This is a genomic window from Micromonospora sp. NPDC050686, from assembly GCF_040654475.1.
GTDB lineage: Bacteria > Actinomycetota > Actinomycetes > Mycobacteriales > Micromonosporaceae > Micromonospora.
Map to the genome: position 1 here is coordinate 20,399 of NZ_JBFAID010000012.1, position 22,032 is coordinate 42,430.

At 72.7% G+C, this 22,032-nt stretch carries 25 protein-coding genes and 1 pseudogene; 9 read left to right on the top strand and 17 right to left on the bottom strand.

Features of this window, described 5'->3' with window-relative positions; translation table 11 throughout:
- Positions 1 to 19: 19 nt before the first annotated feature.
- The 3 genes from AB0H57_RS11425 to AB0H57_RS11435 are packed head-to-tail and all read right to left on the bottom strand — an operon-like array spanning position 20 to position 2,293.
- Positions 20 to 532 (bottom strand): methylated-DNA--[protein]-cysteine S-methyltransferase, encoded by a 513-nt coding sequence (locus tag AB0H57_RS11425; RefSeq protein WP_357505173.1) that lies wholly within the window; start codon positions 530 to 532, stop codon positions 20 to 22.
- Entirely contained in the window at positions 529 to 2,016 is a 1,488-nt protein-coding gene (locus tag AB0H57_RS11430) for an AlkA N-terminal domain-containing protein (RefSeq protein ID WP_357505175.1), read from the bottom strand. Before AB0H57_RS11430 ends, AB0H57_RS11425 begins: the two co-directional genes overlap by 4 nt.
- 1 nt (position 2,017) lies before the next feature.
- Positions 2,018 to 2,293: a sigma factor gene (locus tag AB0H57_RS11435; protein WP_357505177.1), complete on the bottom strand. Its 276-nt coding sequence runs from the start codon at positions 2,291 to 2,293 to the stop codon at positions 2,018 to 2,020.
- A 177-nt stretch (positions 2,294 to 2,470) separates the two neighbouring features.
- On the opposite strand from AB0H57_RS11435, the gene AB0H57_RS11440 reads away from it, so the two are divergent.
- Complete coding sequence (locus AB0H57_RS11440) at positions 2,471 to 2,920, top strand: hypothetical protein (protein ID WP_357505179.1); 450 nt, start codon at positions 2,471 to 2,473, stop codon at positions 2,918 to 2,920.
- A gap of 38 nt (positions 2,921 to 2,958) precedes the next feature.
- On the opposite strand, the pseudogene AB0H57_RS11445 reads toward AB0H57_RS11440, so the two are convergent.
- A pseudogene (locus AB0H57_RS11445) lies at positions 2,959 to 3,780 on the bottom strand (EamA family transporter); the annotation flags it as partial.
- 96 nt (positions 3,781 to 3,876) lie between these two features.
- Between AB0H57_RS11445 and AB0H57_RS11450 the strand changes: the two are divergent.
- The 3 genes from AB0H57_RS11450 (at position 3,877) to ychF (ending at position 6,348) form a co-directional block, all read left to right on the top strand.
- The gene (locus AB0H57_RS11450) at positions 3,877 to 4,377 is read left to right on the top strand and encodes a MarR family transcriptional regulator (RefSeq protein WP_357505181.1); all 501 of its coding nucleotides are present in this window, start codon (positions 3,877 to 3,879) and stop codon (positions 4,375 to 4,377) included.
- A gap of 60 nt (positions 4,378 to 4,437) precedes the next feature.
- The gene (locus tag AB0H57_RS11455) at positions 4,438 to 5,172 is read left to right on the top strand and encodes a peptidase E (RefSeq protein ID WP_357505183.1); all 735 of its coding nucleotides are present in this window, start codon (positions 4,438 to 4,440) and stop codon (positions 5,170 to 5,172) included.
- Positions 5,173 to 5,262: 90 nt separating this feature from the next.
- Positions 5,263 to 6,348 (top strand): redox-regulated ATPase YchF, encoded by a 1,086-nt coding sequence (gene ychF, locus AB0H57_RS11460; RefSeq protein ID WP_357505185.1) that lies wholly within the window; start codon positions 5,263 to 5,265, stop codon positions 6,346 to 6,348.
- A gap of 71 nt (positions 6,349 to 6,419) precedes the next feature.
- Here ychF and AB0H57_RS11465 read toward each other — a convergent pair whose 3' ends face one another.
- Complete coding sequence (locus AB0H57_RS11465) at positions 6,420 to 7,448, bottom strand: hypothetical protein (RefSeq protein WP_357505187.1); 1,029 nt, start codon at positions 7,446 to 7,448, stop codon at positions 6,420 to 6,422.
- A 185-nt stretch (positions 7,449 to 7,633) separates the two neighbouring features.
- Here AB0H57_RS11465 and AB0H57_RS11470 point away from each other — a divergent pair, with 185 nt between their 5' ends.
- A complete protein-coding gene (locus tag AB0H57_RS11470) occupies positions 7,634 to 8,128 on the top strand; it encodes a hypothetical protein (protein ID WP_357505189.1) in 495 nt (164 codons plus the stop codon).
- Between the two features lie 269 nt (positions 8,129 to 8,397).
- Positions 8,398 to 9,210, top strand: coding sequence for an inositol monophosphatase family protein (locus AB0H57_RS11475; RefSeq protein WP_357505191.1), 813 nt, complete (start codon positions 8,398 to 8,400; stop codon positions 9,208 to 9,210).
- A 94-nt stretch (positions 9,211 to 9,304) separates the two neighbouring features.
- Here AB0H57_RS11475 and AB0H57_RS11480 read toward each other — a convergent pair whose 3' ends face one another.
- The 6 genes from AB0H57_RS11480 to AB0H57_RS11505 all read right to left on the bottom strand — a co-directional run bounded on the left by AB0H57_RS11480 (position 9,305) and on the right by AB0H57_RS11505 (position 12,963).
- Positions 9,305 to 9,778: an SRPBCC family protein gene (locus AB0H57_RS11480; RefSeq protein WP_357505193.1), complete on the bottom strand. Its 474-nt coding sequence runs from the start codon at positions 9,776 to 9,778 to the stop codon at positions 9,305 to 9,307.
- Positions 9,775 to 10,089, bottom strand: a complete 315-nt coding sequence (locus AB0H57_RS11485; protein ID WP_357505195.1) for a metalloregulator ArsR/SmtB family transcription factor — start codon at positions 10,087 to 10,089, stop codon at positions 9,775 to 9,777. The genes AB0H57_RS11480 and AB0H57_RS11485 overlap by 4 nt, the downstream gene beginning before the upstream one ends.
- A gap of 74 nt (positions 10,090 to 10,163) precedes the next feature.
- On the bottom strand, positions 10,164 to 10,898 hold the full coding sequence (locus AB0H57_RS11490; RefSeq protein ID WP_357505197.1) for a class I SAM-dependent methyltransferase: 735 nt from the start codon (positions 10,896 to 10,898) through the stop codon (positions 10,164 to 10,166).
- An 89-nt stretch (positions 10,899 to 10,987) separates the two neighbouring features.
- Entirely contained in the window at positions 10,988 to 11,632 is a 645-nt protein-coding gene (locus AB0H57_RS11495; RefSeq protein ID WP_357505199.1) for a class I SAM-dependent methyltransferase, read from the bottom strand.
- A gap of 45 nt (positions 11,633 to 11,677) precedes the next feature.
- Entirely contained in the window at positions 11,678 to 12,043 is a 366-nt protein-coding gene (locus AB0H57_RS11500; RefSeq protein ID WP_357505201.1) for a PH domain-containing protein, read from the bottom strand.
- 32 nt (positions 12,044 to 12,075) lie between these two features.
- Entirely contained in the window at positions 12,076 to 12,963 is an 888-nt protein-coding gene (locus tag AB0H57_RS11505) for a LysR family transcriptional regulator (protein WP_357505203.1), read from the bottom strand.
- 113 nt (positions 12,964 to 13,076) lie between these two features.
- On the opposite strand from AB0H57_RS11505, the gene AB0H57_RS11510 reads away from it, so the two are divergent.
- Both AB0H57_RS11510 and AB0H57_RS11515 read left to right on the top strand, forming a co-directional pair.
- Positions 13,077 to 13,439, top strand: coding sequence for a DUF1801 domain-containing protein (locus AB0H57_RS11510; protein ID WP_357505205.1), 363 nt, complete (start codon positions 13,077 to 13,079; stop codon positions 13,437 to 13,439).
- Positions 13,436 to 13,831, top strand: a complete 396-nt coding sequence (locus AB0H57_RS11515) for a VOC family protein (protein WP_357505207.1) — start codon at positions 13,436 to 13,438, stop codon at positions 13,829 to 13,831. Before AB0H57_RS11510 ends, AB0H57_RS11515 begins: the two co-directional genes overlap by 4 nt.
- A gap of 4 nt (positions 13,832 to 13,835) precedes the next feature.
- Here AB0H57_RS11515 and AB0H57_RS11520 read toward each other — a convergent pair whose 3' ends face one another.
- On the bottom strand, positions 13,836 to 14,144 hold the full coding sequence (locus AB0H57_RS11520) for a 4a-hydroxytetrahydrobiopterin dehydratase (protein WP_357505209.1): 309 nt from the start codon (positions 14,142 to 14,144) through the stop codon (positions 13,836 to 13,838).
- A 184-nt stretch (positions 14,145 to 14,328) separates the two neighbouring features.
- On the opposite strand from AB0H57_RS11520, the gene AB0H57_RS11525 reads away from it, so the two are divergent.
- Positions 14,329 to 14,769, top strand: coding sequence for a (deoxy)nucleoside triphosphate pyrophosphohydrolase (locus AB0H57_RS11525; protein WP_357505211.1), 441 nt, complete (start codon positions 14,329 to 14,331; stop codon positions 14,767 to 14,769).
- Between the two features lie 83 nt (positions 14,770 to 14,852).
- Here AB0H57_RS11525 and AB0H57_RS11530 read toward each other — a convergent pair whose 3' ends face one another.
- The 5 genes from AB0H57_RS11530 to AB0H57_RS11550 form a co-directional block, all read right to left on the bottom strand.
- Positions 14,853 to 15,953 (bottom strand): succinate dehydrogenase/fumarate reductase iron-sulfur subunit, encoded by a 1,101-nt coding sequence (locus tag AB0H57_RS11530; RefSeq protein ID WP_357505213.1) that lies wholly within the window; start codon positions 15,951 to 15,953, stop codon positions 14,853 to 14,855.
- A 3-nt stretch (positions 15,954 to 15,956) separates the two neighbouring features.
- A complete protein-coding gene (locus AB0H57_RS11535) occupies positions 15,957 to 17,867 on the bottom strand; it encodes a fumarate reductase/succinate dehydrogenase flavoprotein subunit (protein ID WP_357505215.1) in 1,911 nt (636 codons plus the stop codon).
- 11 nt (positions 17,868 to 17,878) lie between these two features.
- Positions 17,879 to 18,700 (bottom strand): hypothetical protein, encoded by an 822-nt coding sequence (locus AB0H57_RS11540; RefSeq protein WP_357505217.1) that lies wholly within the window; start codon positions 18,698 to 18,700, stop codon positions 17,879 to 17,881.
- A 319-nt stretch (positions 18,701 to 19,019) separates the two neighbouring features.
- Positions 19,020 to 20,399 carry a metallopeptidase TldD-related protein gene (locus tag AB0H57_RS11545; RefSeq protein WP_357505219.1) on the bottom strand — a complete coding sequence of 460 codons (1,380 nt, stop codon included), beginning with the start codon at positions 20,397 to 20,399 and terminating at the stop codon, positions 19,020 to 19,022.
- Positions 20,396 to 21,832, bottom strand: a complete 1,437-nt coding sequence (locus tag AB0H57_RS11550; RefSeq protein ID WP_357505221.1) for a TldD/PmbA family protein — start codon at positions 21,830 to 21,832, stop codon at positions 20,396 to 20,398. The genes AB0H57_RS11545 and AB0H57_RS11550 overlap by 4 nt, the downstream gene beginning before the upstream one ends.
- Positions 21,833 to 22,032 lie beyond the last annotated feature (200 nt).

Genomic DNA, 22,032 nt, shown 5'->3' on the forward strand with positions numbered 1-22,032 from the left:
GAATCCGAGAGTTCTTCTGTCAGGTTGCCGTCATCGGCCGCTCATGGGCGAGAAGCCACCTCTTCACCGGCAGGCCCCACCGGTAACCGCCGAGCGTCCCGTCGGTGCGCAGCACCCGGTGGCAGGGGACGAAGAGGGCGACCGCGTTGCGGGCGCAGGCGGCCGCCGCCGCGCGGACCGCCGCGGGCCGTCCGGCGCGGGCGGCGAAACCCGTGTACGTCACCGGCTCGCCCGGCTTCACCTCGCGCAGCACCTGCCAGGCGTGCGCCATGAACACGCCGCCGGTGTGCTGCTGGACCGGCACCCCGTCGAGCGCGGTCAGGTCGCCGGCCAGGTAGTCGGCGACGGCCCGGTCCACCGGCCCGAGGTCGGCCCGGTGCCGCAGGTCGCCGCGCATGCTGGGGTGGGTCAGCGGGAGCAGGGTCGCCGGGTCGGCGGTGAAGCCGGCGGCGCGTACCGCCCCGTCGGGGCCGGCGAGGACGCTCAGCGGGCCGGCCGGGGTGTCGATGACGGTGCTGTCCAGGATGGTCATGCCGCTCTCCAGAGTCGGATCACCGCGTACGACCGCCAGGGGCGCCAGCGGTCGGCGTACGCGTCGAGGGTGGTGGGGGTGTCGGGCAGGCCGAGGGCGGTGGCCCCCCGGCGTACCGCCAGGTCGGTGGGGAGCAGGACGTCCGGGTCGCCGAGCGCCCGCATGGCGACGTAACCGGCCGTCCAGGCGCCGATCCCCGGCAGCGCGGTCAGCCGCCGTACGGTCTCCTCCCGGTCCCCGCCCGGATCAAGATCGAGGCGCCCCTCAACCACCTCCCGCGCCAACGCCCGGATCGTCTCCCGCCGCGCCGCCGGCATCCGAAACCCCTCATCCCCCACCCGCAGCACCTCCTCCGCACCGGCAAACACCCCCAACGGCTCGTCGCGTTGATCATGAAGTCTGCGTCCGGCTGAGGCCGTTTCCTCGACGCAAACTTCATGATCAACCCGGTTGGTGGCGAGGAGGAGGTGGGTGAGGGTGGTTTTGGCGGAGGCCAGGGAGATCTGTTGGGTGGTGATGGCGCGGAGGGCGATCTCGAAGCCGTCCACCGCGCGGGGAAGGCGGACGCCGGGCTCGACCGCCACCGCCCCGGCCAGCGCCGGATCGGTGGCCAGGGTGGCGTCGACGGCTTCGGGGTCGGCGTCCAGGTCGAGCAGGCGCCGGCAGCGGGCCACCGCGGGTGCCAGGTCCCGCATGTCGGTCAGCCGCAGCGTGGCCACGACGTGGCCGTCCGCGGGGGTCAGGACCGCCTCGCCGGTGCCGCGTGGCAGCCGCAGGCCCCGGTGGTACGTCCCGTCGCGTACCTCCTCCACGCCGGGCAGCGCCCGCACCGCGAGGAAGTCCAGCAGGGCGGCGGCGTGCAGCGGCGGCCGGTACGCCAGCCGCAGCGTGATGGTGCCCGCCCCGGCCGGTACCGGCTGCCGGCCGCGGGTGATCCGCAGCTCGGACGGGGGCGCCGCGTACACCTCGCGGATCGTGTCGTTGAACTGCCGGACGCTGCCGAAGCCCGCCGCGAACGCGATTTCCGCCATCCCCATCGCGGTGGTCTCGATCAGCGTCCGGGCGGTCTGTGCCCGTTGCGCCCGGGCCAGCGCGAGCGGCCCGGCGCCGAGCTCGGCGTGCAGCATCCGGTGCAGGTGCCGCTCGGTGTAGCCGAGCCGGCTGGCCAGCCCCGGCACGCCGTCCCGGTCCACCACCCCGTCGGCGATCAGCCGCATGGCCCGGCCCACCACGTCGGCCCGGACGTCCCACTGCGGCGAGCCGGGCGCCGCGTCGGGGCGACAGCGGCGGCAGGCGCGCAACCCGGCGCCCTGCGCCGCGGCGGCCGACGGAAAGAATCGGACGTTGCGCCGCTTCGGCGTCATCGCCGGACAGGACGGCCGGCAGTAGATCCCGGTCGACGTCACGCCGGTGTAGAACCAGCCGTCGAACCGCTGGTCGCGGCTGTCCACGGCCCGGTAGCACCGCTCGAAGTCCAACTCCATGTCACCGATCCTGCCTCGCAGGTGGGACGCTCGGCTGGCGGGATTCGGACCTGACCGTCTCGGGCCCGGCGGTGGCGCGTCGTCGCGGTGTGCGCAGGTACCCCTCGGGGTCGGCGTGCCGCAGCGTCCGCCACCTCGGGATCGTTTTGGCCAGCGCCGACTGGAGGAGATCCTCGGCGGCGTGCCGATCGCCGGTGAGCAGGTACGCGACCTGCATCAGCGCCGGCGTACGGCCGGTCACGAACTCGGCCAGCCGCGCGCGTTCGTCCTCGTCCACCCACCCTCCCGCTCTTCTTCGTCACAGATACAGACGCCCCAGCTCAGGCCAGCTATCCCTGACGCGGCAACGGATTTCGCGGCGGAAAGTGTCGGTGGTGGCCGTTACCGTCCCGCCCACCAACTCAAGAAGAAGGTGCGGGGAAATGGCGAGCGTGGCCGGGCGGGGTGCCCGCTGATGCGGTCGGGGCGGGCACGGCTGGACCGCGTGGTGGTGCAGGGCTTCTACGACCGGATGCGGGTGGTGGCGCCGGCCGCGTACGGCGCGATCGAGCGGGACCGGGCCGGTGACCCGGAGCGCCCGTTCGCCGAGACCGCCTGCGGCCGGCTCGCCGGCTCGCTCGACGCCGACGGGCTGCGCGCGCTGGGCATGTGGGCACACCACTGGTGCATGCGCTTCTACGACGACGACACCCGGGTCGGGCTGCGCCTGGTGCGGGAGATCGCCGGCCGGACCGGGCTGGGCTGGACGCTCGACGAGGTGCGCTGGCTGCTCGGCGAGTCCTACGCGGCCGGGCCGGCCGCCGCCCATCGGTTCACGCTGCCCCGGGCGGCGGTCGCGGAGCTGCCGTCGGGGGCGCTGCCCGAGCTTGCCGCCGGCGAGGTGGACTGGCGCCTGGCGGGCTGACGCCGGGTGCGGGGCGGCAGCTGGGCGACGATCATGGCCGCCATCGCGACGGCGAAGCCGCCGAGCTGGACCGGGGTGAGCGCCTGCCCCAGCACCAGCCAGCCGAGCGCGGCGGCGGTGAGCGGGCTCAGCGCCCCGAGGATCGAGACCTGGGTCAGCGGCAGCCGGGCCGCACCCCGGAACCACAGCGCGTACGCGAGCGCGGTGCCGGCCAGCCCGAGCCAGGCGTACCCGAGCAGGGCCGGGCCGTCCGGTGCGGGCGGCGCTCCCTCGACGGCGACCGCGACCGGCGCGATGAGCAGGCCGCCGGCGGTGAGTTGCCAGCTGGTGGCGGCGAGGCCGCCGATCCCGGCCGGGCGCCCCCATCGGCGGGTGAGGACCAGTCCGGTGGCCATCGCGGCGGTGGCGACGAGCCCGGCGGCGACGCCCAGCGGGTCGGTGCCGGCGTCCGGCCGGAGCACGACCAGCCCGACGCCCAGCGGGGCGACCGCGGCGGCGAGTAACGCCCGGCGGTGCGGGCGGTCCCGCAGGGCGAGCACGGTCAGCCCGGCGACCAGCAGCGGCTGGACGGCGCCGAGCACCGCGGCGGTCCCGCCGGGCAGCCGGTACGCGGCGAGGAAGAGCAGCGGGAAGAACGCGCCGATGTTCAGCGTGCCGAGCACCGCGCTGCGCCACCACCAGGAACCGTGCGGTGCGCGGCGGGTGACGGCGAGCAGCAGCAGGCCGGCGGGGAGAGCGCGGAGCGCCCCGGACCAGAGCGGTCGGTCGGCGGGCAGCAGCTCGGAGGTGACGAGGTAGGTGGTGCCCCAGGTGGCGGGCGCGAGGGCGGTCAGCGCTACGTCGGTGCCGCGACGGCTCATCGGACCCTCGATTCTCTCTCGGCGCTAAGTAGCTTAGCACTAAGCTAATCATTGCCGAGTGAAGAAGGGAAGTGAGCTGTGCGGCACAATCCGGTGGTGACCGAGCAGGACGACGTCGACGTGATCGTCGAGCAGTGGCGGCGCGAACGCCCCGGCATGCGGCCGGAACCGATGGCGGTCTTCGGCCGGATCTACCGGCTGTCCCGCCTGGTCGGTGACGCACAGGAGAAGGTCTACGCCGGCTGGGGGATCAGCCGCGGGGAATTCGACGTGCTCGCCGCGCTGCGCCGCTCCGGTGAGCCGTACGCGCTGGCGCCGAAGGCGCTCGCGGCCGGGCTGATGCTCACCTCCGGCGGGATGACCGGCCGGCTGGACCGGCTGGAGCGGGGCGGCCTGATCCGTCGTACCCCCGATCCGGCGGACCGGCGCGGGCTGCGGATCACGCTGACCGGCGAGGGGCGGCGGGTGGTCGAGGAGTCGGTCGACGCCGGCCTGGCCGTGCAGCGGCGGATCCTGGATGCCCTGCCGGTGCAGGACCGGGAGCGCCTGGGTGAGCTGCTGCGCGCCCTGCTCGCCGCCGCCGAGACGGGGGCCTGATCCCGCCGGCGAGGCACCGTGCCGGAGGATGATCGTCGGCACCGACGGAAAGGAAGAGCGATGCCCGCCAGCGAACCGACCATCGTCGCCACCAGCATGGGTTACTCCCGGCGCAACCGCGGCCCGTGGGACGCCGCGCCCGGGCCGGTCTTCGACCTGATGGCCGAGCTGTCCGGCGCGGACGAGCCGAGGATCTGCTATCTCAACCAGGCGGTCGGCGACCAGCCCACCTCGTACACCGTCTTCTACGGCGCCTTCGCCGGCACCCGGTACCGCCCCTCCCACCTGGCGCTCTTCCCGATGCCCAACGTCGACGACATCCGGGCCCACCTGCTCGGTCAGGACATCGTCTGGGTCGGCGGCGGCAGCGTCGCCAACCTCTGCGCGGTGTGGCGCACCCACGGTCTCGGCGAGATCCTCCGGGAGTGCTGGGAGGCCGGCGTGGTGCTCGGCGGGGTCTCCGCCGGCTCGATCTGCTGGCACGTCGGCGGCGCCACCGACAGCTTCGGCCCGCGGTTGCGCGGCTTCACCGACTCGCTGGGCTGGCTGCCGTACGGCAACGGGGTGCACTACGACAGTGAGGAGCAGCGCCGGCCGCTGATGCACCGGCTGGTCGGTGACGGCACGCTGCCCACCAGCCACTGCACGGACGACGGGGTCGGGCTCGTCTACCGGGGCACCCGGCTGGTCGAGGCGGTCGCCGACCGGGCGGGCGCGGCCGCGTACGAGGTGAGCCGGGGCGAGGACGGCACCGTGCGGGAGACCCGGATCGAGCCCCGGCTGCTCACCGCCTGACCCCGATCCCCCGGTGACCGGGGTCCCTTTTCGCGCCGGGGCGGGCCTGGCTGCCCGCACGGCGCGGCGAACCGCGTAAGCTGGCTCGTCGTGAGTCTCACCATCGGCATCGTCGGCCTGCCCAACGTCGGCAAGAGCACCCTGTTCAACGCGCTGACCAAGAACGACGTGCTCGCGGCGAACTACCCGTTCGCGACGATCGAGCCGAACGTCGGTGTGGTCGGGCTGCCGGACGATCGGCTGGCCACGCTGGCCGAGATCTTCTCCTCGCAGAAGGTACTGCCGGCGCCGGTCTCGTTCGTCGACATCGCCGGCCTGGTCCGCGGCGCCTCCAAGGGGCAGGGCCGGGGCAACGCGTTCCTGGCGAACATCCGCGACGCGTCGGCGATCTGCCAGGTGGTGCGCGCCTTCTCCGACCCGAACGTGGTGCACGTCGACGGCAAGGTCTCCCCGGCCGACGACATCGAGACGATCAACACCGAGCTGATCCTGGCCGACCTCCAGACCCTGGAGAAGGCGCTGCCCCGGCTGGAGAAGGAGGCCAAGCTCCGCAAGGACCGGGCCGCCGCCGTCGAGGCCGCGAAGAAGGCCGCCGAGGTCCTGGACACCGGCACCACCCTGTACGCGGGCGCCGCCGCCGCCAAGATCGAGCTGGAGCACCTGCGCGAGCTGCACCTGCTCACCACCAAGCCGTTCCTCTACGTCTTCAACGTCGACGAGGCCGAGCTGGGCAACGCCGAGTTCCTCGACGAGCTGCGGGCGCTGGTCGCCCCGGCCGAGGCGGTCTTCATGGACGCCAAGATCGAGTCTGAGCTGGTGGACCTGCCCGAGGAGGAGGCCCGCGAGCTGCTGGAGTCGATCGGCCAGTCCGAGCCGGGGCTGGACCAGCTCATCCGGATCGGCTTCCGCACGCTGGGGCTCCAGACGTACCTGACGGCCGGGCCCAAGGAGGCACGGGCCTGGACCGTCCCGGTCGGCGCGACCGCGCCGGAGGCCGCGGGGGTCATCCACAGTGACTTCCAGCGCGGCTTCATCAAGGCCGAGGTGGTTTCCTACGCCGACCTGGTCGAGGCCGGATCGATGGCGGCGGCGAAGGCCGCCGGCAAGGTCCGGATCGAGGGCAAGGAGTACGTCATGCAGGACGGCGACGTGGTGGAGTTCCGCTTCAACGTGTAAGCAGGGGCCCCCTGTTAACGCTTTCGGTAGCGCAGGCGCCCCTTGTCAACGCGTCGGCCGAGCGCGACGGCTCAGGCGGCATCCGGCACGGGAGCGGCCTCGGGGCGGGGGTGTTGCCGGGCGGCGCGGGTCAGCAGGTGGCTGAGCGTGGACAGCAGCAGCCCGAGGACCAGCCCGCAGAAGCTCAGGGCGAGGTCGCTGTCGGCGCCGTTGACCGGCGGGTTGCCCGCCACCACCGTCATCGCGCTGCCGACCCCCATGCCGACCAGGTACAGGGCGATGGCCGCGGGAAGCAGCGCCGCGCCACTGATGATCGCCACGGGGAGCAGCCGGCCCAGCGGGACGTCCCGGGCCGCGGCGACGGCGAGCGTGGCGCCGACGAACATGACGATCATGCCGAGCGGCTTGCCCCCGCCGTCGCTGCCGACGGCGAGCCAGGCACCGAGCGCGGCCACCCCGACGAAGGCGGCCACCCGCGGCAACTGGGCGGCGGTGTGCACGACGAGCGCGAGGGCGGCGGCCAGGAACAACACCACCAGCGCGGCCTTGAGGCCCGCCAGCGCGTTCTCGACCGTGACCCGATCGGGTGCGCTGACCGGCTCGTCCCACGGCGTGCTGACCACCATCGTGGTGACCGCCAGCAGCGCGGCGACCGTTGCCGTCACGTGCCGGGCCAGCGGTGACCCGTCCGCACCGGCGGACATCCGGTGCGCGAGGACGGCGCTGGCGGCGAAGACGGCGATCCCGCCGGCCGCGAGCCACGCCGCGGCGGCGGCACCGGCCACGTCGATCCGGTCCAGCCACAGGTCCGCCCCGAGCCAACCGACGGTGACGGCCGCGCCGGCGGTCAGGCCGCGCGGATTGCCGCGGCAGATCAGGAGTACGCCGGCGAGGGCGAGCAGGATCGCCAGTTGGCGGATGTCCCGCGGCCAGTACGTGTTGTTGCTGGCCAACTCCGGGAGCCTCTCGCCGCTGCCGCTGTCGGTCCAGAACCCGTCCGGCTGCATGACCGGCTGATAGATCGCCGCGGCCAGGGCCCAGATCACCGCGCCGGTGACGCCGGCCAGCACGCCCAACCCGGTCCGCCAGCTTTTCCGCATGCCGCATCTTCGCCGTTGCCGCCCCGGATCGGAAGAGCCAGCATTGCCCAACCCATTTTCCGTCCACTATGGTCAACCGTCATCGGCGACCGCCCGGCATGAGCGTCATGGTCGCCGCACCGATTGCCAGCACCGGAGGCGCACGGGGGCAGGGGTGCACTGTCCGGCTCCAGTGAGGAGATGACATGAAGCACAGGCTGATCCTGCCGATCAGGATGGCCCTGGCCACTCTGATGGCAGCGACCCTCGTACTGGCAACAGGCCAGGCACCTGCGGCGGCGTCGCTGCCCTCCGATTACAAGGTCACCACGAGCGTGATCCTGCACGGCTCCGACTACTCGCAGTCGTACACGCGGATGATCTTCATCAAGAACGGCTGGGGCGAGACGGTCGGGACGGCCGAGTTCCGTGCCGACCCGATGGACGGATCTCCGGGTGACGCACTGGGCGCGTGCGACGAACTCGCCGACGGGCTGGGCGTCGAAATTCGAATGGACATCGGATCGTCAAGCGGCTTCTACCAGACCGACCGGATCGCCTCCACGCGCGGAAGGAACTCGCCGACCTGCACGGGATGGGTGACCGGCGACATCGCCGAGAACACGCCGGTGGCCCTCAAGGTGTGTCTGGTGAGCGGCACCCTTGAATACTGCACCGGCGTCTACTACGCCCGGTCCTGAGTCCGCCCGTGACGCAGACCCGCCTCCCGGCGCGGCCGGGAGGCGGGTCTACCGCTGGTCGTCAGATCCGGCTGCGGCGCACGTCCCGTCGGGCGTGTCCGGCGGGCGGAGGTAAGACCCCGACGAGCGTGATACCTCTGAGGCATATTGATGACTGAGAGGTATCACGCTCGTGTCGGGTCCTGCTCGGCTCCCGGCGTCACTGTCGGTGTCCAGGAGCGCCGGTCAGGGGGTCAGCGCACGGGCGGACGCCCGGCTACCCTCGCGGCATGTCGACCTTGACCGTCGGGCTCACCGACGCCGAGCTGGCAATCGCCGGGGCGCGGGCGGGGGCCGCCGTGGCGCGAGCCCGTTACGGCACCCCGCTGACCCGGATCGAGAAGTCGGCGACCGACTTCGCCACCTCCGCCGACATCGAGGCGGAGCGCGCCGTCCTGGACACGCTGCGGGCGGCCCGGCCCGACGACGCCGTGCTGGGGGAGGAGGGCGGCCACACCGGGAGTGCGGACGCCGCGCGCACCTGGCTGGTCGACCCCCTCTGCGGCACCCTCAACTTCGCGGCCCGTACCCAACTGGTGGCGGTGAACGTCGCCCTGCGCACCACCGCCGGGGTCACGGCGGCGGCCGCCGCCGACCCGTTCACCGACGAGGTCTTCTGGACCGATGGCGCGGGCGCGTACGTCCGGCGGGGCGACGCGGACGAGCCGCTGGTGCCGACGGCCGAGTCCCGGATCGTCGACGTCAACCTGGACCCGCCGTTTGCGAACGCGCCCGCCTTCCGGGGCGTCGACCTGCTCGCCGACGACCGGCTCGTGGCCCGGTTCCGGCCGCGGGTGGTTTCCACGAGCCTGGCGGTCGCCTGGGTCGCCGCCGGCCGCCGGGCGGCGTACGTGACCGACGGCCCGCTGATCGACACCGTGCACTTCGCCGCCGGGGTGGCCCTGTGCCGGGCGGCCGGCGCCGTGGTGACCGGCCTGCTCGGCCAGCCGCCGGAGACCGGCGTGGGTGGGCTGCTGGTGGCGGCGGACGCGGAGGCCCACGCCGAACTGCTCGCCCTGGTCCGCGACCGGTTCGCCGGCTGAGCCGACCGGGCGGCGACTGAGCGGCCGGACCGACTGACCCGGCCGCTCAGTCGCTCGGCCGGGGCGGTCCCGGTCGGGCGGCTCGCGGTGGCGGTCAGACCGCCGCGCCGTACCGCTGGAGCAGGGTCGGCCAGCCGCCCTCCCCGGCGACGGACGCGCGCATGCCCGGCCAGCCGGGGCCGTGCGCGTCCAGCCGGTCGTGCACCAGGTCGACCTGCGTGCCGGTGTCGGTGGGGGTGAAGGTGACGGTCACCCGGCTGCTCGGCGCGTCCGGCGTGGGCGGCTGCCAGTCGGTGCCGATCAGCCAGGCGAAGGCGAAGGTGCGGGGCGGGTCCCAGGTGAGGACACGCCCCCAGGCGCAGACCTCACCGGCGTCGTTCTGCTCCCAGAGCCGGCCGCCCTCGTGCGGGTCGATGCCGACCTCCTTCAGCTCGCCGGGCAGCAGGTGGTGTTCGCGGATCCACCAGGAGTCGATGCCGCCGGTGAACACCTCGAACGCGCGTTCCGGCGGGACGGCGACGTGGATGCTGCTGCGTACGGAGCCGTCCTGGTCGGTGTGGGTCGTCATGATCTCTCCTCTACCGGGTTCCCGGTGGCCCCGCCCTCGGCGGCCTGCGCGAACGCCGCCAGGGACTGGTGCCAGAAACGGTCGAAGTAGGCGCGCACCGCCGCCAGACCCGCCGGGTCGACGGCGTAGACGCGCCGCGTGCCCACGGCGGTGGCCGAGACGAGCCCGGCCTCCTTGAGCACCTTGAGATGTTGGGAGACCGCCGGCCTGCTGACCGGCAGGCCGTCCGCGATCTGCGCGACCGAACGGGGACCGGCGGCGAGGAGTTCGAAGATCGTCCGCCGGGTCCCGTCACCCAGGGCCTCGAGCATGCGCCCTTGGTAAGCCGTCACGAACGGTAAGTCTAAACTTTCCATTGGGCCTGTCAAGGGGCCCGGGAGGCAGCTCAGGCGTCGCGGCGGTAGACGGAGATGTGCGACCGGCTCTGCGTGGTGAACGGCGCCCGGTCCCAGTCGGCGTACCGCTCGGTCAGCCGCAGCCCGGCCCGCTCGGCCATCGCGTCGATCTGCTCCGGCCAGGCGTAGCGCATGGCGAACGGGTGCAGGTGCACGCCGTCGCGGTCGAAGGTGATGGTCTGCCGGACGAACGTCTGCTCCGCCCGGTCGTACTGGTGCAGCCGGATGGTGGCCGAGTCCTCGGTGACCGCACTCATCCGCACCTGCTCGTTCCGGTCGAAGTCCGCCGGGTCGGGCACGAAGGTTTCGATCACGAACGCGCCGCCGGGGGCCAGCACCCGGGCGACGTTGCCGAAACAGTCCTCCTGCCGGCCCGCGCCGGTCAGGTTGAACAGCGTGTTGAAGACCAGGAAGACCAGGGAGTACGGCCCGTCGACCGGCACGTCGGCCATGTCGCCGATCACCACCGGCAGCCCGTCGCCGCCCGGCTTGCCCCGCAGCACGGCCACCATCTCCTCGGACGCCTCCACGCCCTCCACCGCCAGCCCCCGCTCGGCCAGCGGCAGTGCCACCCGGCCGGTCCCGATCGCCAACTCCAGCACCGGGTCCGGCCCGGCGAGGTCGGCGAGGAAGTCCACGGCCGGCCCGGGGTCCGGGTTGCCCGGTCCGTCGTAGGTGGCGGCCCAGAGTCGTCCGAACAGGGCGGGATCGTCGAAGATGGACATCGCTTCCTCTCGATTGGCGTCGACCCCAGCCAACCGCCGCCCGCCGAGCGGGGCAACCACTTTTCCCCGCCGGCCGGTGCCCGGGGCGGTCAGTCCGGGCGGTGCGCCAGCAGATAGCAGCGGTCGGTCGCCGCCTCCTGCGGCAGGTGCGCCCGTTCCAGCCGTGCCTGCACCGTCAGGCCTGCCCCGCGCAGCGCCTCGACGACCGTCTCCACCGCGAAGAAGTGGAAGTCCACGTCGACCGGGTGCCCCCACCAGTCGTCCAGGTGGCGTACCCCGGCGCCGACGTGGAACGCGACCAGCAGCGGGGCGCCGGGGCGCAGCACCCGCCGCATCTCGGCGAACGCCGACGGCAGCTCGGCGGGGGTCAGGTGGATGACCGAGTAGAGCGCCACGGCCGCCGCGAACTCGCCGTCCGCGGCCGGCAGCGCCAACAGGTCACCCTCCCGGAACTCGACCTCCGGGTACGCCCGCCGGCCGGTGTCGAGCATGGCGGGGGAGAGGTCCACGCCGACCGCCCGTACGCCCTGCCCGGCCAGCCACGCCGCCACGTGCCCGGGGCCGCAGCCCAGGTCCGCCACGGTGGCGCGCGGCCCGGCCAGCTCGACCAGCGCGGCGAGCAGCGCCCGGTCCAGCGGCTTGCCGTCGAGTTCGTCGCCGATCCGCTCCCGGTAGGAGCCGGCGACCGTGTCGTAGCTGCGGCGTACCCGATCGTGGTCGGTGGCGGGCGGCATGGCCTCAGCCTGCCACCGGCGCGGCCGGTCCGCCGCCCCCGGCCGTCACGAGGAGATGTAGTGCAGGATCACGTTGTGCACGTGGTGGCTCTTCTCCGCGCCCCGGAACTCCACCTCGTAGGTCTGCGCGCCGACGTGGACGGCGATCGAGCCGGTGGAGAAGAACGACCCGCCCCACGACTTGTTGCTCACCACGCTCACGCTGGTGATCTTGCTGTACGGGATGCTGGTGATGGCGTGCTTCTTCCCTACGAACGAGCGGTCCTGGATGATCACGCGCCGGTCGGTGAGCCCGATGAACCCGGTGCCGGTCCCGACGGCGTCGTAGACGGCGATGATCCGTTCCCCGTCGAGCAGCCCGCTCTGGATCTGCTGGAACTGCTCCTTGCGGTCGTACGTCGCGTTGGCCATGCGTCCCACCGTAGGCAGCCGGGTCCACCGGCTCAGGTCAGCGGGTTCGCCTCGACTGCGGCCCGGACGAACTCCCGTACCCGCGCCGTGCCGTTGCCGGGCGACCAGACCGGCCCGCGCAGGATCGGCGGCGCGTCGTGGATCGGCACGTACGCCACGTCGGGGCGCGGGTAGTAGCGCCGGGTGTGCGCGCCCACCGGCAGCACGCCGCGGCCCATGGCAACCAGCGTCAGCATCTCGGAGAACGTGTTGCCGACCGGCCCCTTCGGCACCGCCCGGCCCGACGGCGTCACCTCCGGTGTGCGGTCCCGCTTGAATCCCGCCGAGGTCACCGCCGGGTACTGCACCACGGGATGTTCCGCGAGCACCTCCAGCGAGACGGAATCCGCGCCGGCCAGCGGGTGGGTCGCGGCCACCGCGAGCATCCTGGGCTCCGACAGCAGCGCCGGGCCGCAGTCCATCCCGTCGAACGGGTACGCCGCGACGAGCACGTCCACCGAGCCGTCCTGGAGGCTCTGCCGGGAGTTGGACAGCTGCACCTCGTGCACCTCGACCGCGCACTCCGGGTGGCGTTCGCCGAACAGCGCGACGGCGCGCAGCAGCACCGGCGCGGTCCACTCGCCGAGGAACGCGACCCGCAGCCGGCCGGTGATCCCGCGACCCGCCTCGACCGCCCGGCGTACCGCCTCGTCCATGCCGGCGACCAGCGGAGCCAGGTCGTCGGCGAGTTGGCGGCCGATCGGAGTGAGCCGCACGACCCGGCTGGTACGCGCGAACAGCGGCGCGCCAATCCGCCGCTCCAACTTCCTGATCACCTGGCTGATCCGCCCGGTCGTCACCCGCAGTCGCTCGGCGGTCCGGCCGAAGTGCAGCTCCTCGGCGAGCGTCAGGAAGGTCTCCACCTCGTGGCGTTCCAGCACGTCCCGCCCCTTCGTTGAATCCGGCTCAACGATGGTAGAGCCATCGTGTCTTGGTCGGCCCCGCCGCTGAGCGCAAGGTGGGAGCAACACCGGCCAACACGGAAGGCAGCACGATGACCACGACGACCGTCAGCGATCACCTGACCACCCTCGACCCGCCACTGCGCCACCTCGCGGAGGAACTCCGCACCGTCATCGAGGCGGCGCTGCCCGAGGCGGCCGGGGCCGTGTGGCACGGCCATCCGGTCTGGGGGCTCGGCGACAAGCCGGGCCGGCAGCCGGTCTGCCTGGTCAAGGGGTACTCCTCGTACGTCACCTTCGGGCTGTGGCGTGGGCAGGACATCGAGGACCGGTCCGGGCGGCTCGTGCCGGGTGCCCGGCGGATGGCGTCGGTGAGGTTGCGTGGCGTCGCCGACGTCGACCCGGACCTGTTCACCGGCTGGCTGCGCCAGGCGTACGCGCTGGAGGCGAAGTGAGCGGGGTGCGGGTGAGCGGGTTCGACCACCTGGTGCTCAACGTCGCCGACGTCGAGCGGTCGCTGGACTTCTACTGCGCGACACTCGGCCTGGCCCCGGTCCGGGTCGACGAGTGGCGGGCCGGCCGGGTGCCGTTCCCGTCGGTACGGGTCGACGCGGGCACCATCATCGACCTGGTGCGCGGCGATCGGGGCGGCGCCAACGTCGACCACTTCTGCCTGGTCGTCGCGCCGCTGGACTGGCAACGCGTGATCGACGCCGGGGTCTTCACGGTGCTGGCGGGCCCGGTCGAGCGGTTCGGGGCGCGGGGCACCGCCACCTCGGTCTACGTCCGCGACCCGGACGGCAACTCGGTGGAGCTGCGCTGGTATCCGCAGGACGTGGCGGGCTGAGGGGTCAGGAGCCGGTGACGGCGCGGTACGCGTCCTCGATGCGGGCGGCCAGCAGAACCTCGCCCTCGCTCAACGGGGCGCCGTCGCCGTGCCCGACCCGGATCTGCGTACGGTCCGCGCGTCGGCTGATGTCCGGGCGCAGGCGCAGGGCGTCCGCGACCACCTTGACCCGCTCGGTCAGGGCCGCGTGCTGGGTGTCGTCCATGACCAGGGTCCGGCGGATCTGCTCGCCCTCGCGCGTCCAGCCGGACAGCAAGGTCAACGCGTCACTGAGATAGTCCTGTTTCGCTCGGCTCGCAAACAGCGCACGCATCACCGCACCTCCCAGGCGTCGTTGCCGGCTCGTGGCCAAATCGTCGCCGTCCCGTGTCCTCGTCGGTTCCCCAAGTCTGGTCGTCGGCGCGGGGGTGTGTCCACGCCCACACTTCCCACATCTACTGGCCTGGCGGCCGGCCAAGGTACCCAAACCGCCGATTGATCTGGCACGCTGGACGCCCGTGCGGACCGAACGGGCGAATGGGCATGGGCAGGCCGACCGACGCGACCCGAAGGTCGTGGTCGGGGCCGCGATCATCGACGACGGGCGGGTGCTCGCCTGCGCCCGGGCCGCCCCGCCTGAGGTCGCCGGCCGGTGGGAGTTCCCCGGCGGCAAGGTCGAGCCCGGCGAGAGCGAGCCCGCCGCGCTGATCCGGGAGTGCGCCGAGGAGTTGGCCGTACGCGTGGCGGTCGGCGAGCGGGTCGGCCGGGACGTGCGGATGGCCCACGGCCGGTCCGTGCTGCGGGTGTACACGGCCCGGCTGCTGCACGGCGACCAGCCGGAAGCGCTGGAGCACTCGGCCCTGCGCTGGCTGTCGGCCGACGAACTGGACACCGTCGACTGGCTCCCGGCGGACGTTCCGATCGTGTCGGCGCTGCGGCCGCTGCTCGCCAACAGCTGACGCGGAAGCGGACACCCGGTCGAAAACGGGACGGGGGCCGCCGGCAGTCGCCGTGGCCCCCGTCATCGTCTTCGTCGGTGTGATCAGTGCTTCTCGTCCTGCTGCGGGTGAGCGAAGTTCAGGTGCTCCGGCGGCAGCGGGAAGCTGACGTCGTCACCGAACGGCGACGGGGCCGCGGCCCGGTCGAAGGTCAACTCGGTCAGCGGGAGCTTGCCGCTGGCGTCGACGGCCGGGGCGGTCGGGTGGGGCACCTCGCGGTGCCAGTTGACGCCCTGCTGCGCCTGGCGCTCGGCCAGTGCGTCGTGCGAGCCGCCGGCGTGCGAGTGCACGCCGCCGTGGCCGGCGCCCGCGCGCCCCGCACCGCTGGAATGGCCGCTGGTCACGCTGGTCTGAGGCACCTGACCCCTCCGGAAGATCTTGCTACCAAGCCACACGAGGGGATCGTACCCGCGGTCGACGACCCGCTCCTTCATGGGGATGATCCCGTTGTCTGTGATCTTGATGTGCTCGGGGCAGACCTCGGTGCAGCACTTGGTGATGTTGCAGAAGCCCAGGCCCTGCTCGGCCTGCGCGTACTCCTTGCGGTCGGTCTTCGCGTCGAGCGGGTGCATGTCCAGCTCGGCGGCCCGGATGAAGAAGCGCGGCCCGGAGAACGCGGGCTTGTTCTCGTCGTGGTCCCGGATCACGTGGCAGACGTTCTGGCACAGGAAGCACTCGATGCACTTGCGGAACTCCTGCGAGCGTTCCACGTCCACCTGCTGCATCCGGTACTCGCCCGGGGCCAGGTCGGCCGGCGGCGCGAACGCCGGGGTCTCCCGGGCCTTCTCGTAGTTGAAGGAGACGTCGGTGACCAGGTCGCGGATGACCGGGAAGGTCCGCAGCGGGGTCACCGTGACCGTCTCCTCCTCCTCGAAGGTGGACATCCGGGTCATGCAGCTCAGCCGCGGCTTGCCGTTGATCTCCATGGAGCAGGAGCCGCACTTGCCCGCCTTACAGTTCCACCGGCAGGCGAGGTCGGGCGCGTCGGTGGCCTGAAGCCGGTGGATGACGTCGAGGACCACCTCGCCCTCGTTCACCTCGACCGTGTAGTCCTGCAGGTCACCGCCGGTGTCGTCGCCGCGCCAGATCCGGAACTGCCTTTTCGCGCCCGCCTTGCCGGGTGCCTGCGTCGGTTCGGTTCCCATTCCTCAGCGCTCCTCCTTCGCGAGGGCGTCGAACTCGGCGAGTTCCTCGTCGGTCAGGTACTTGGCCAGCTCGGCCCGGTCGAACAGGCCGATCAGCTCTGCCCGCATCTTCGGCAGCGGCTTGTGGGTCAGCGCGACGGTGTCCCCGTCGAGCTTGCAGACCAGGTTGACCTGGCGCCACTTGGGCTCCATCCCCGGGAAGTCCTCCCGGGTGTGCCCGCCACGCGACTCCTGCCGCTCCAGCGCGGCCTTCGCGGTGCACTCCGACACCACCAGCATGTTGCGCAGGTCCAGCGCGAGGTGCCAGCCCGGGTTGTAGCGCCGGCCGCCGGCCGCACTGACCTTCGCCACCCGCTCGCGCAGCTCGGCCAGCCTGCCCAATGCGTCCACAAGCTCGCCGTGACGGCGGATGATTCCTACTAAATCTCCCATCACCGCCTGGAGGTCCTGCTGGAGGACGTACGGGCTCTCGCCGGTGTCCCGCTGCAACGGCGCCAACGCCGTCTCCACCGCGGCCTCGACCGCCCGGATCGACACCTGCGGCCGGGCGGCCAGCCCGTCGGCGTACGAGGCGGCGTGGCCACCGGCCCGCTTGCCGAAGACCAGCAGGTCGGACAGCGAGTTGCCGCCGAGCCGGTTGGAGCCGTGCATGCCGCCGGAGACCTCACCGGCGGCGAACAGCCCCTGCACGGTGCCGAACGCCGCCCCGCTGTCCGGGTCGACCTCGACGCCACCCATCACGTAGTGGCAGGTCGGCCCGACCTCCATCGGCTCCTTGGTGATGTCGACGTCGGCCAGCTCCTTGAACTGGTGGTACATCGACGGCAGCCGGCGACGGATCTCCTCGGCCGACTTGCGGGAGGCGATGTCCAGGAAGACGCCGCCGGCCGGCGTACCGCGGCCGGCCTTGACCTCGCTGTTGATCGCCCGGGCGACCTCGTCGCGGGGGAGCAGCTCGGGTGGGCGCCGGTTGTTGTCCGGGTCCTCGTACCAGCGGTCCGCCTCCTCCTCGGTCTCCGCGTACTGCTTGCGGAAGACGTCGGGGACGTAGTCGAACATGAACCGCTTGCCGTCGGAGTTCTTCAGCACGCCGCCGTCGCCCCGGACCGACTCGGTGACCAGGATGCCCTTCACCGAGGGCGGCCAGACCATGCCGGTCGGGTGGAACTGGAGGAACTCCATGTTGATCAGCGTCCCGCCGGCCCGCAGCGCCAGCGCGTGCCCGTCCCCGGTGTACTCCCACGAGTTCGAGGTGACCTTGTAGGAGCGGCCCACGCCGCCGGTCGCGAGGACCACCGCCGGGGCCTCGAAGAGGACGAACTCCCCGGACTCGCGGTAGTAGCCGAACGCCCCGGCGATCCGGTCGCCGTCGAGCAGCAGCTCAGTGATGGTGGTCTCGGAGAAGACCCGGATCCGGGCCTCGTAGTCGCCGAGGTCGCGCTTGTCCTCCTGCTGGAGGGAGACGATCTTCTGCTGGAGGGTACGGATCAACTCCAGGCCGGTCCGGTCGCCGACGTGCGCCAGCCGCGGGTACTCGTGGCCACCGAAGTTGCGCTGCGAGATCTTGCCGTCCTTGGTGCGGTCGAAGAGCGCGCCGTACGTCTCCAGCTCCCAGATCCGCTGCGGCGACTCCTTGGCGTGCAGCTCCGCCATCCGGAAGTTGTTCAGGAACTTGCCGCCGCGCATGGTGTCGCGGAAGTGGACCTGCCAGTTGTCCCGGCTGTTCACGTTGCCCATGGCGGCGGCCGCGCCGCCCTCGGCCATCACCGTGTGCGCCTTGCCAAACAGCGACTTGGAGATGATCGCGGTCTTCTTGCCCGCCAGTCGGGCCTCGATCGCCGCCCGCAGGCCGGCGCCGCCGGCCCCGATCACGACGACGTCGTAGTGGTGTCGTTCGATTCGCGTCTCAGTCATGTCCCGGGCCTTCAGTTGATGAACCGCAGGTCGTTGAACCAGCCGGCGGCGATGGCCATGACGTAGAAGTCGGTCAGCGCCAAAGTGCCGAGGGTGATCCAGGCGAGCTGCATGTGCCGTACGTTCAGCCAGGACACGCCGGTCCAGGCCTTGTACCGCACCGGGTGCTTGGAGAAGTGCTTCAGCCGGCCGCCGATGATGTGCCGGCAGGAGTGGCAGGAGATCGTGTACGCCCAGAGCATCACCACGTTGCCCAGCAGGATCAGGTTGCCGAGCCCGAAGCCGAAGCCCTTGGGGGAGTGGAAGGCGTAGATCGCGTCCCAGGTGTTGACCAGCGAGATGATCACGGCGGCGTAGAAGAAGTAGCGGTGCAGGTTCTGGCCCAGCAGCGGGAACCGGGTCTCACCGCTGTACGACTTGTGCCCGTCCGGCACCGCGCAGGCCGGCGGCGACAACCAGAACGACCGGTAGTACGCCTTGCGGTAGTAGTAGCAGGTCAGCCGGAACAGCAGCAGGAACGGCAGGGTGAAGGCCGCGTCCGGGATGATCCACCAACCGGGCAGGTACTGGCCGAAGTGCGAGGAGCCCTCGACACACCGGTCGGTGACGCACGGCGAGTAGAAGGGTGTCAGGTAGTGGTACTGGTCCACCCAGTACCACTTGTGCATGAAGACCCGGACCGTCGCGTAGATGACCCACGCGCTGAGCCCGACGAAGGTGATCAGTGGCGCCAGCCACCAGCGGTCGGTGCGCAACGTCTTCGCCGCGATGGCGGCGCGTGCCCGCGCTCCCCGCGGCTGCGATCTCGGCGTCTTGGCCGACGTTGTTGTCATTCGAGTCGTCTCCCTGACGTCGCTGCCCCCGCCGGGCGGCGGCTCACGTTCCGTTCGGCCGGCGGACCGGCGAGGCCGCGTCCACTGGCACGTGTGGTGCACGCATGCGACCGCGCCGCGAAAGGGCGCAGCTAAATGACACACGTTACGCCGATCTTCACGGCCCGGCCGTGCAACGCAGTGTCCCGTGTGTTTTCCAGCTTGGAAAGACCTTCCTCCAAGATCAATATTTCCGTGCGCGTCGCCTGCGCTGGGCGGCGTCTGGCGTGCGCCGGGCGGGCGTCGTTCCCGGCGGGTCGTCGCGCTCGCCCGGGGCCGGTCAGCCGGAGGCGCCGCCGGTGAAGTTCCAGGACGCCAGGCGCATCGCCGGCGCCGCCCACCACACCCCGTCGGTCCGGTCCGGCTGGCGGGCCGCCCGGCTGCCCAGGCCGAGGACCGCGCCCGGCCCCATCGCCCGGGGGTACGCCTCGGTGAACCGGAGGTTGCGCACCGCCCGGACGGGCACCCCGTCCTCGACCAGCCACACACCGTTACGGGTCAGCCCGGTCACCACCAGGCTCTTCGGATCGAGCACCCGGGTGTACCAGAGGTCGCTGACCAGCAGCCCGCGTGTCATGCCCGCCACCAGCGCCGCGGTGTCCGGGTCGCTCACCGCGCCCGCCACCGGCCCGGCCGTCGCGCCGGGGCCGGGCAGCAGGCGGAGGTTGTGCGGGAGCGGGCCGAAGGTGCCGGAGCCGGCCATCGCGTGCCCGGTCGACGACCCACCCGCCCCGGCCGCGCTGCGCCGGTCGTGCGCCACCGCCCGGGTCACCCCGCCGTCCACCAGGGTCACCGCCCGGCGCGGCGTGCCCTCCAGGTCGAACTGGAGGTGCGAGCCGTGCAGCGGATCGTCCACCAGGGTCACCGCCGGGTCGAACTGGGCGACGCCCGGCTCGGCGAAGGACTGCCGCTCGGCGTACCGCTTGCCGTTGAAGCCGTACCAGGCGAGTTTCTGCAGCAGGTCGCTCACGGCGGCCGGCTCGAAGACCACCTCGTACCGGCCCGGGGGCAGCTCGACCGGCTCGGCGGCGGCGCGGGCCTTGGCGGCGGCCCGGGCACCCAGCGCCGCGCCGTCCAGGTCGGCGAGGCGGTCGGCGTGCCCCCGGGCCACCCCGTCGGCGGTGCCGGTCCGGGCGATCCCGTCCATCGCCGCCTCCGCCGAGCGGCCGGTCGCCGAGTGGCCCGCGGAGTTGGCGAACGCCTCCTGCCGGGACGACGTACGGCAGTAGCCGGCCGCCTCCAGGCCGCCCACCGCGGCCACGAACGCGCGGACGCGCTCCGCGCGGTCCTCGGGCCGGGCCTGCTCGGTGGCGTCGTCGGTGGGCGGGGCGGACGGGACCGGCGTGCGCGGGGTCAGCCCCGGCCAGGCCGGGTCGGGCGGGGCGAGCCGGGCCGCCGCCACGGTCCGCTCGACCAGCGCGGCCAGCCCGTCGGCGTCGACCAGGCTGCCGCTGCCGCCCGCCGTCCGCCCGCCGAGGTGCAGCCGCAGCCGCACCGCCACCCCCACCTCGTCGACGTTCTGGTGGATGAAGGAGTTGGCGAACCGGGTCAGCGCCAGCTGGTGCCGGGCGACGGTGACCTCGGCCTGGGCGTCCGGGCCGGCCAGGCGGCGGACCAGCTCCACCACCCGGGCGGCGACGTCCAGCTCGGTGCCGGTCATGCGCGTACCCCCACTCGCACGTCGCGGAAGCGGGCCGGGGCGGCCGGATGGCCGGTGTGCCCGATCTGGCCGGGCTGGCCCTTGCCGCAGTTCGGCGTGCCCCAGGAGACGGTCTCGGCGGAGAGCATGTCCATCGAGCGCCAGAACAGCGGGCCGATGCCGGTGTAGGTGGGGTTGCGCAGCATCCGACCCCGCCGGCCCTTCTTGATCTCCCAGCCGACCTCGCAGCCGAACTGGAAGTTGAGCCGCTTGTCGTCGATCGACCAGGACCGGTTGATGTCCATCAGCACCCCGTCGTCGGTGGCGTCGATGATCTCGTCGAGGGTGTGCGGGCCGGGCTCCAGGCCCACGTTGGTCATCCGCACCATCGGCAGCCGGGCCCAGCCGTCCGCCCGTACGCTGCCGCCGTAGTCCAGGCCGGCGACGGCGGCCGAGTCCCGGCCGGCGAGCACGCCCACCCAGCGCCCCTCGCGGACGGCGTCCCGCCGCACCGCCGGGGAGCCCTCGTCGTCGAAGCCGAAGCTGCCCAGCGCGCCGGGGATGGTCGGGTCGATGGTGACGTTCATCAGCTCGGAGCCGTACCGCAGCGAGCCGAGCCGGGCCAGGTCCAGCCAGGACGTGCCGGCGAAGGCGGCCTCCCAGCCGAGGATCCGGTCCAGCTCGATGGCGTGCCCGACCGACTCGTGGATCTGCAGGGCGAGCTGCTCGCCGCCGAGGATCAGGTCGGTCTCGCCGGCCGGGCACTGCGGCGCGGTGAGCAGCGCCCGGGACTCCTCGGCGATCCGCGCCGCGTGCGCGGCCAGGTCGAGGGAGGTGACCAGCTCCCAGCCGGTGGTGCCGTACTGGCCGCGGTAGCTCGGGTAGGACCGGCGCTGGGTCTCGCCGTCGCCGATCGAGGTGGCCGAGATGCCTCCGCCGCACTCCCGGATCCGCTGGTCGATCCGGTGCCCCTCGCTGGAGACGAACCACTTGGCCGTGTCCCAGATCTGGTAGAGCCCCTCGGCCAGGTCGGCCCCGTGCGAGCGCATCGTCGCGGTGGCCCGGACCAGCAGGTCGCCCTTGTCGGACAGGGCCACCCCGAGCGGGTCGACCACGCAGGTCGAGGCCCAGCTCGCGGTGGTCGGCGTCGCCGGCACCAGGTCGATCGGCGGGCCGGGAACGCGGGCGCTCGCGGTGGCGATCGCCGCGGCCCGCCGGCCGGCCGCGCGCGCCGCCCGGTCCGACAGCTCGGGTACGGCGTGGAAGCCCCAGCTCGACCCGACCAGCGCGCGCACCCCCAACCCGAGGCTCTCGTCCTGGGTCAGCTCCTCGATCGCCCCGTCGCGGGCCGACATCGACTCGTAGCGGCGGTGCATCACCCGGGCGTCCGCGTACCGCGCGCCGGCGTCCAGGGCGGCCTGCACGGCGGCGGTCGCCACATCGAACTCGGTCATGGCCCGACCCTAGGCGAGCCGACCGACATCCGTCAGGTGAGCAGAGCCTCGGGGCGGACGCTCGGCCGGACCGGCCGGGTCAGCTCCAGCACCTGCCCCGGCCCCGCGGTGGCGTGCTCGACCTAGCCGTCACCGGAGCGCCGGTGCAGCCGGACGCGCTGTCGTGTCGTGTCGGGGCTGCGACAGGCGTTGTCGACTCG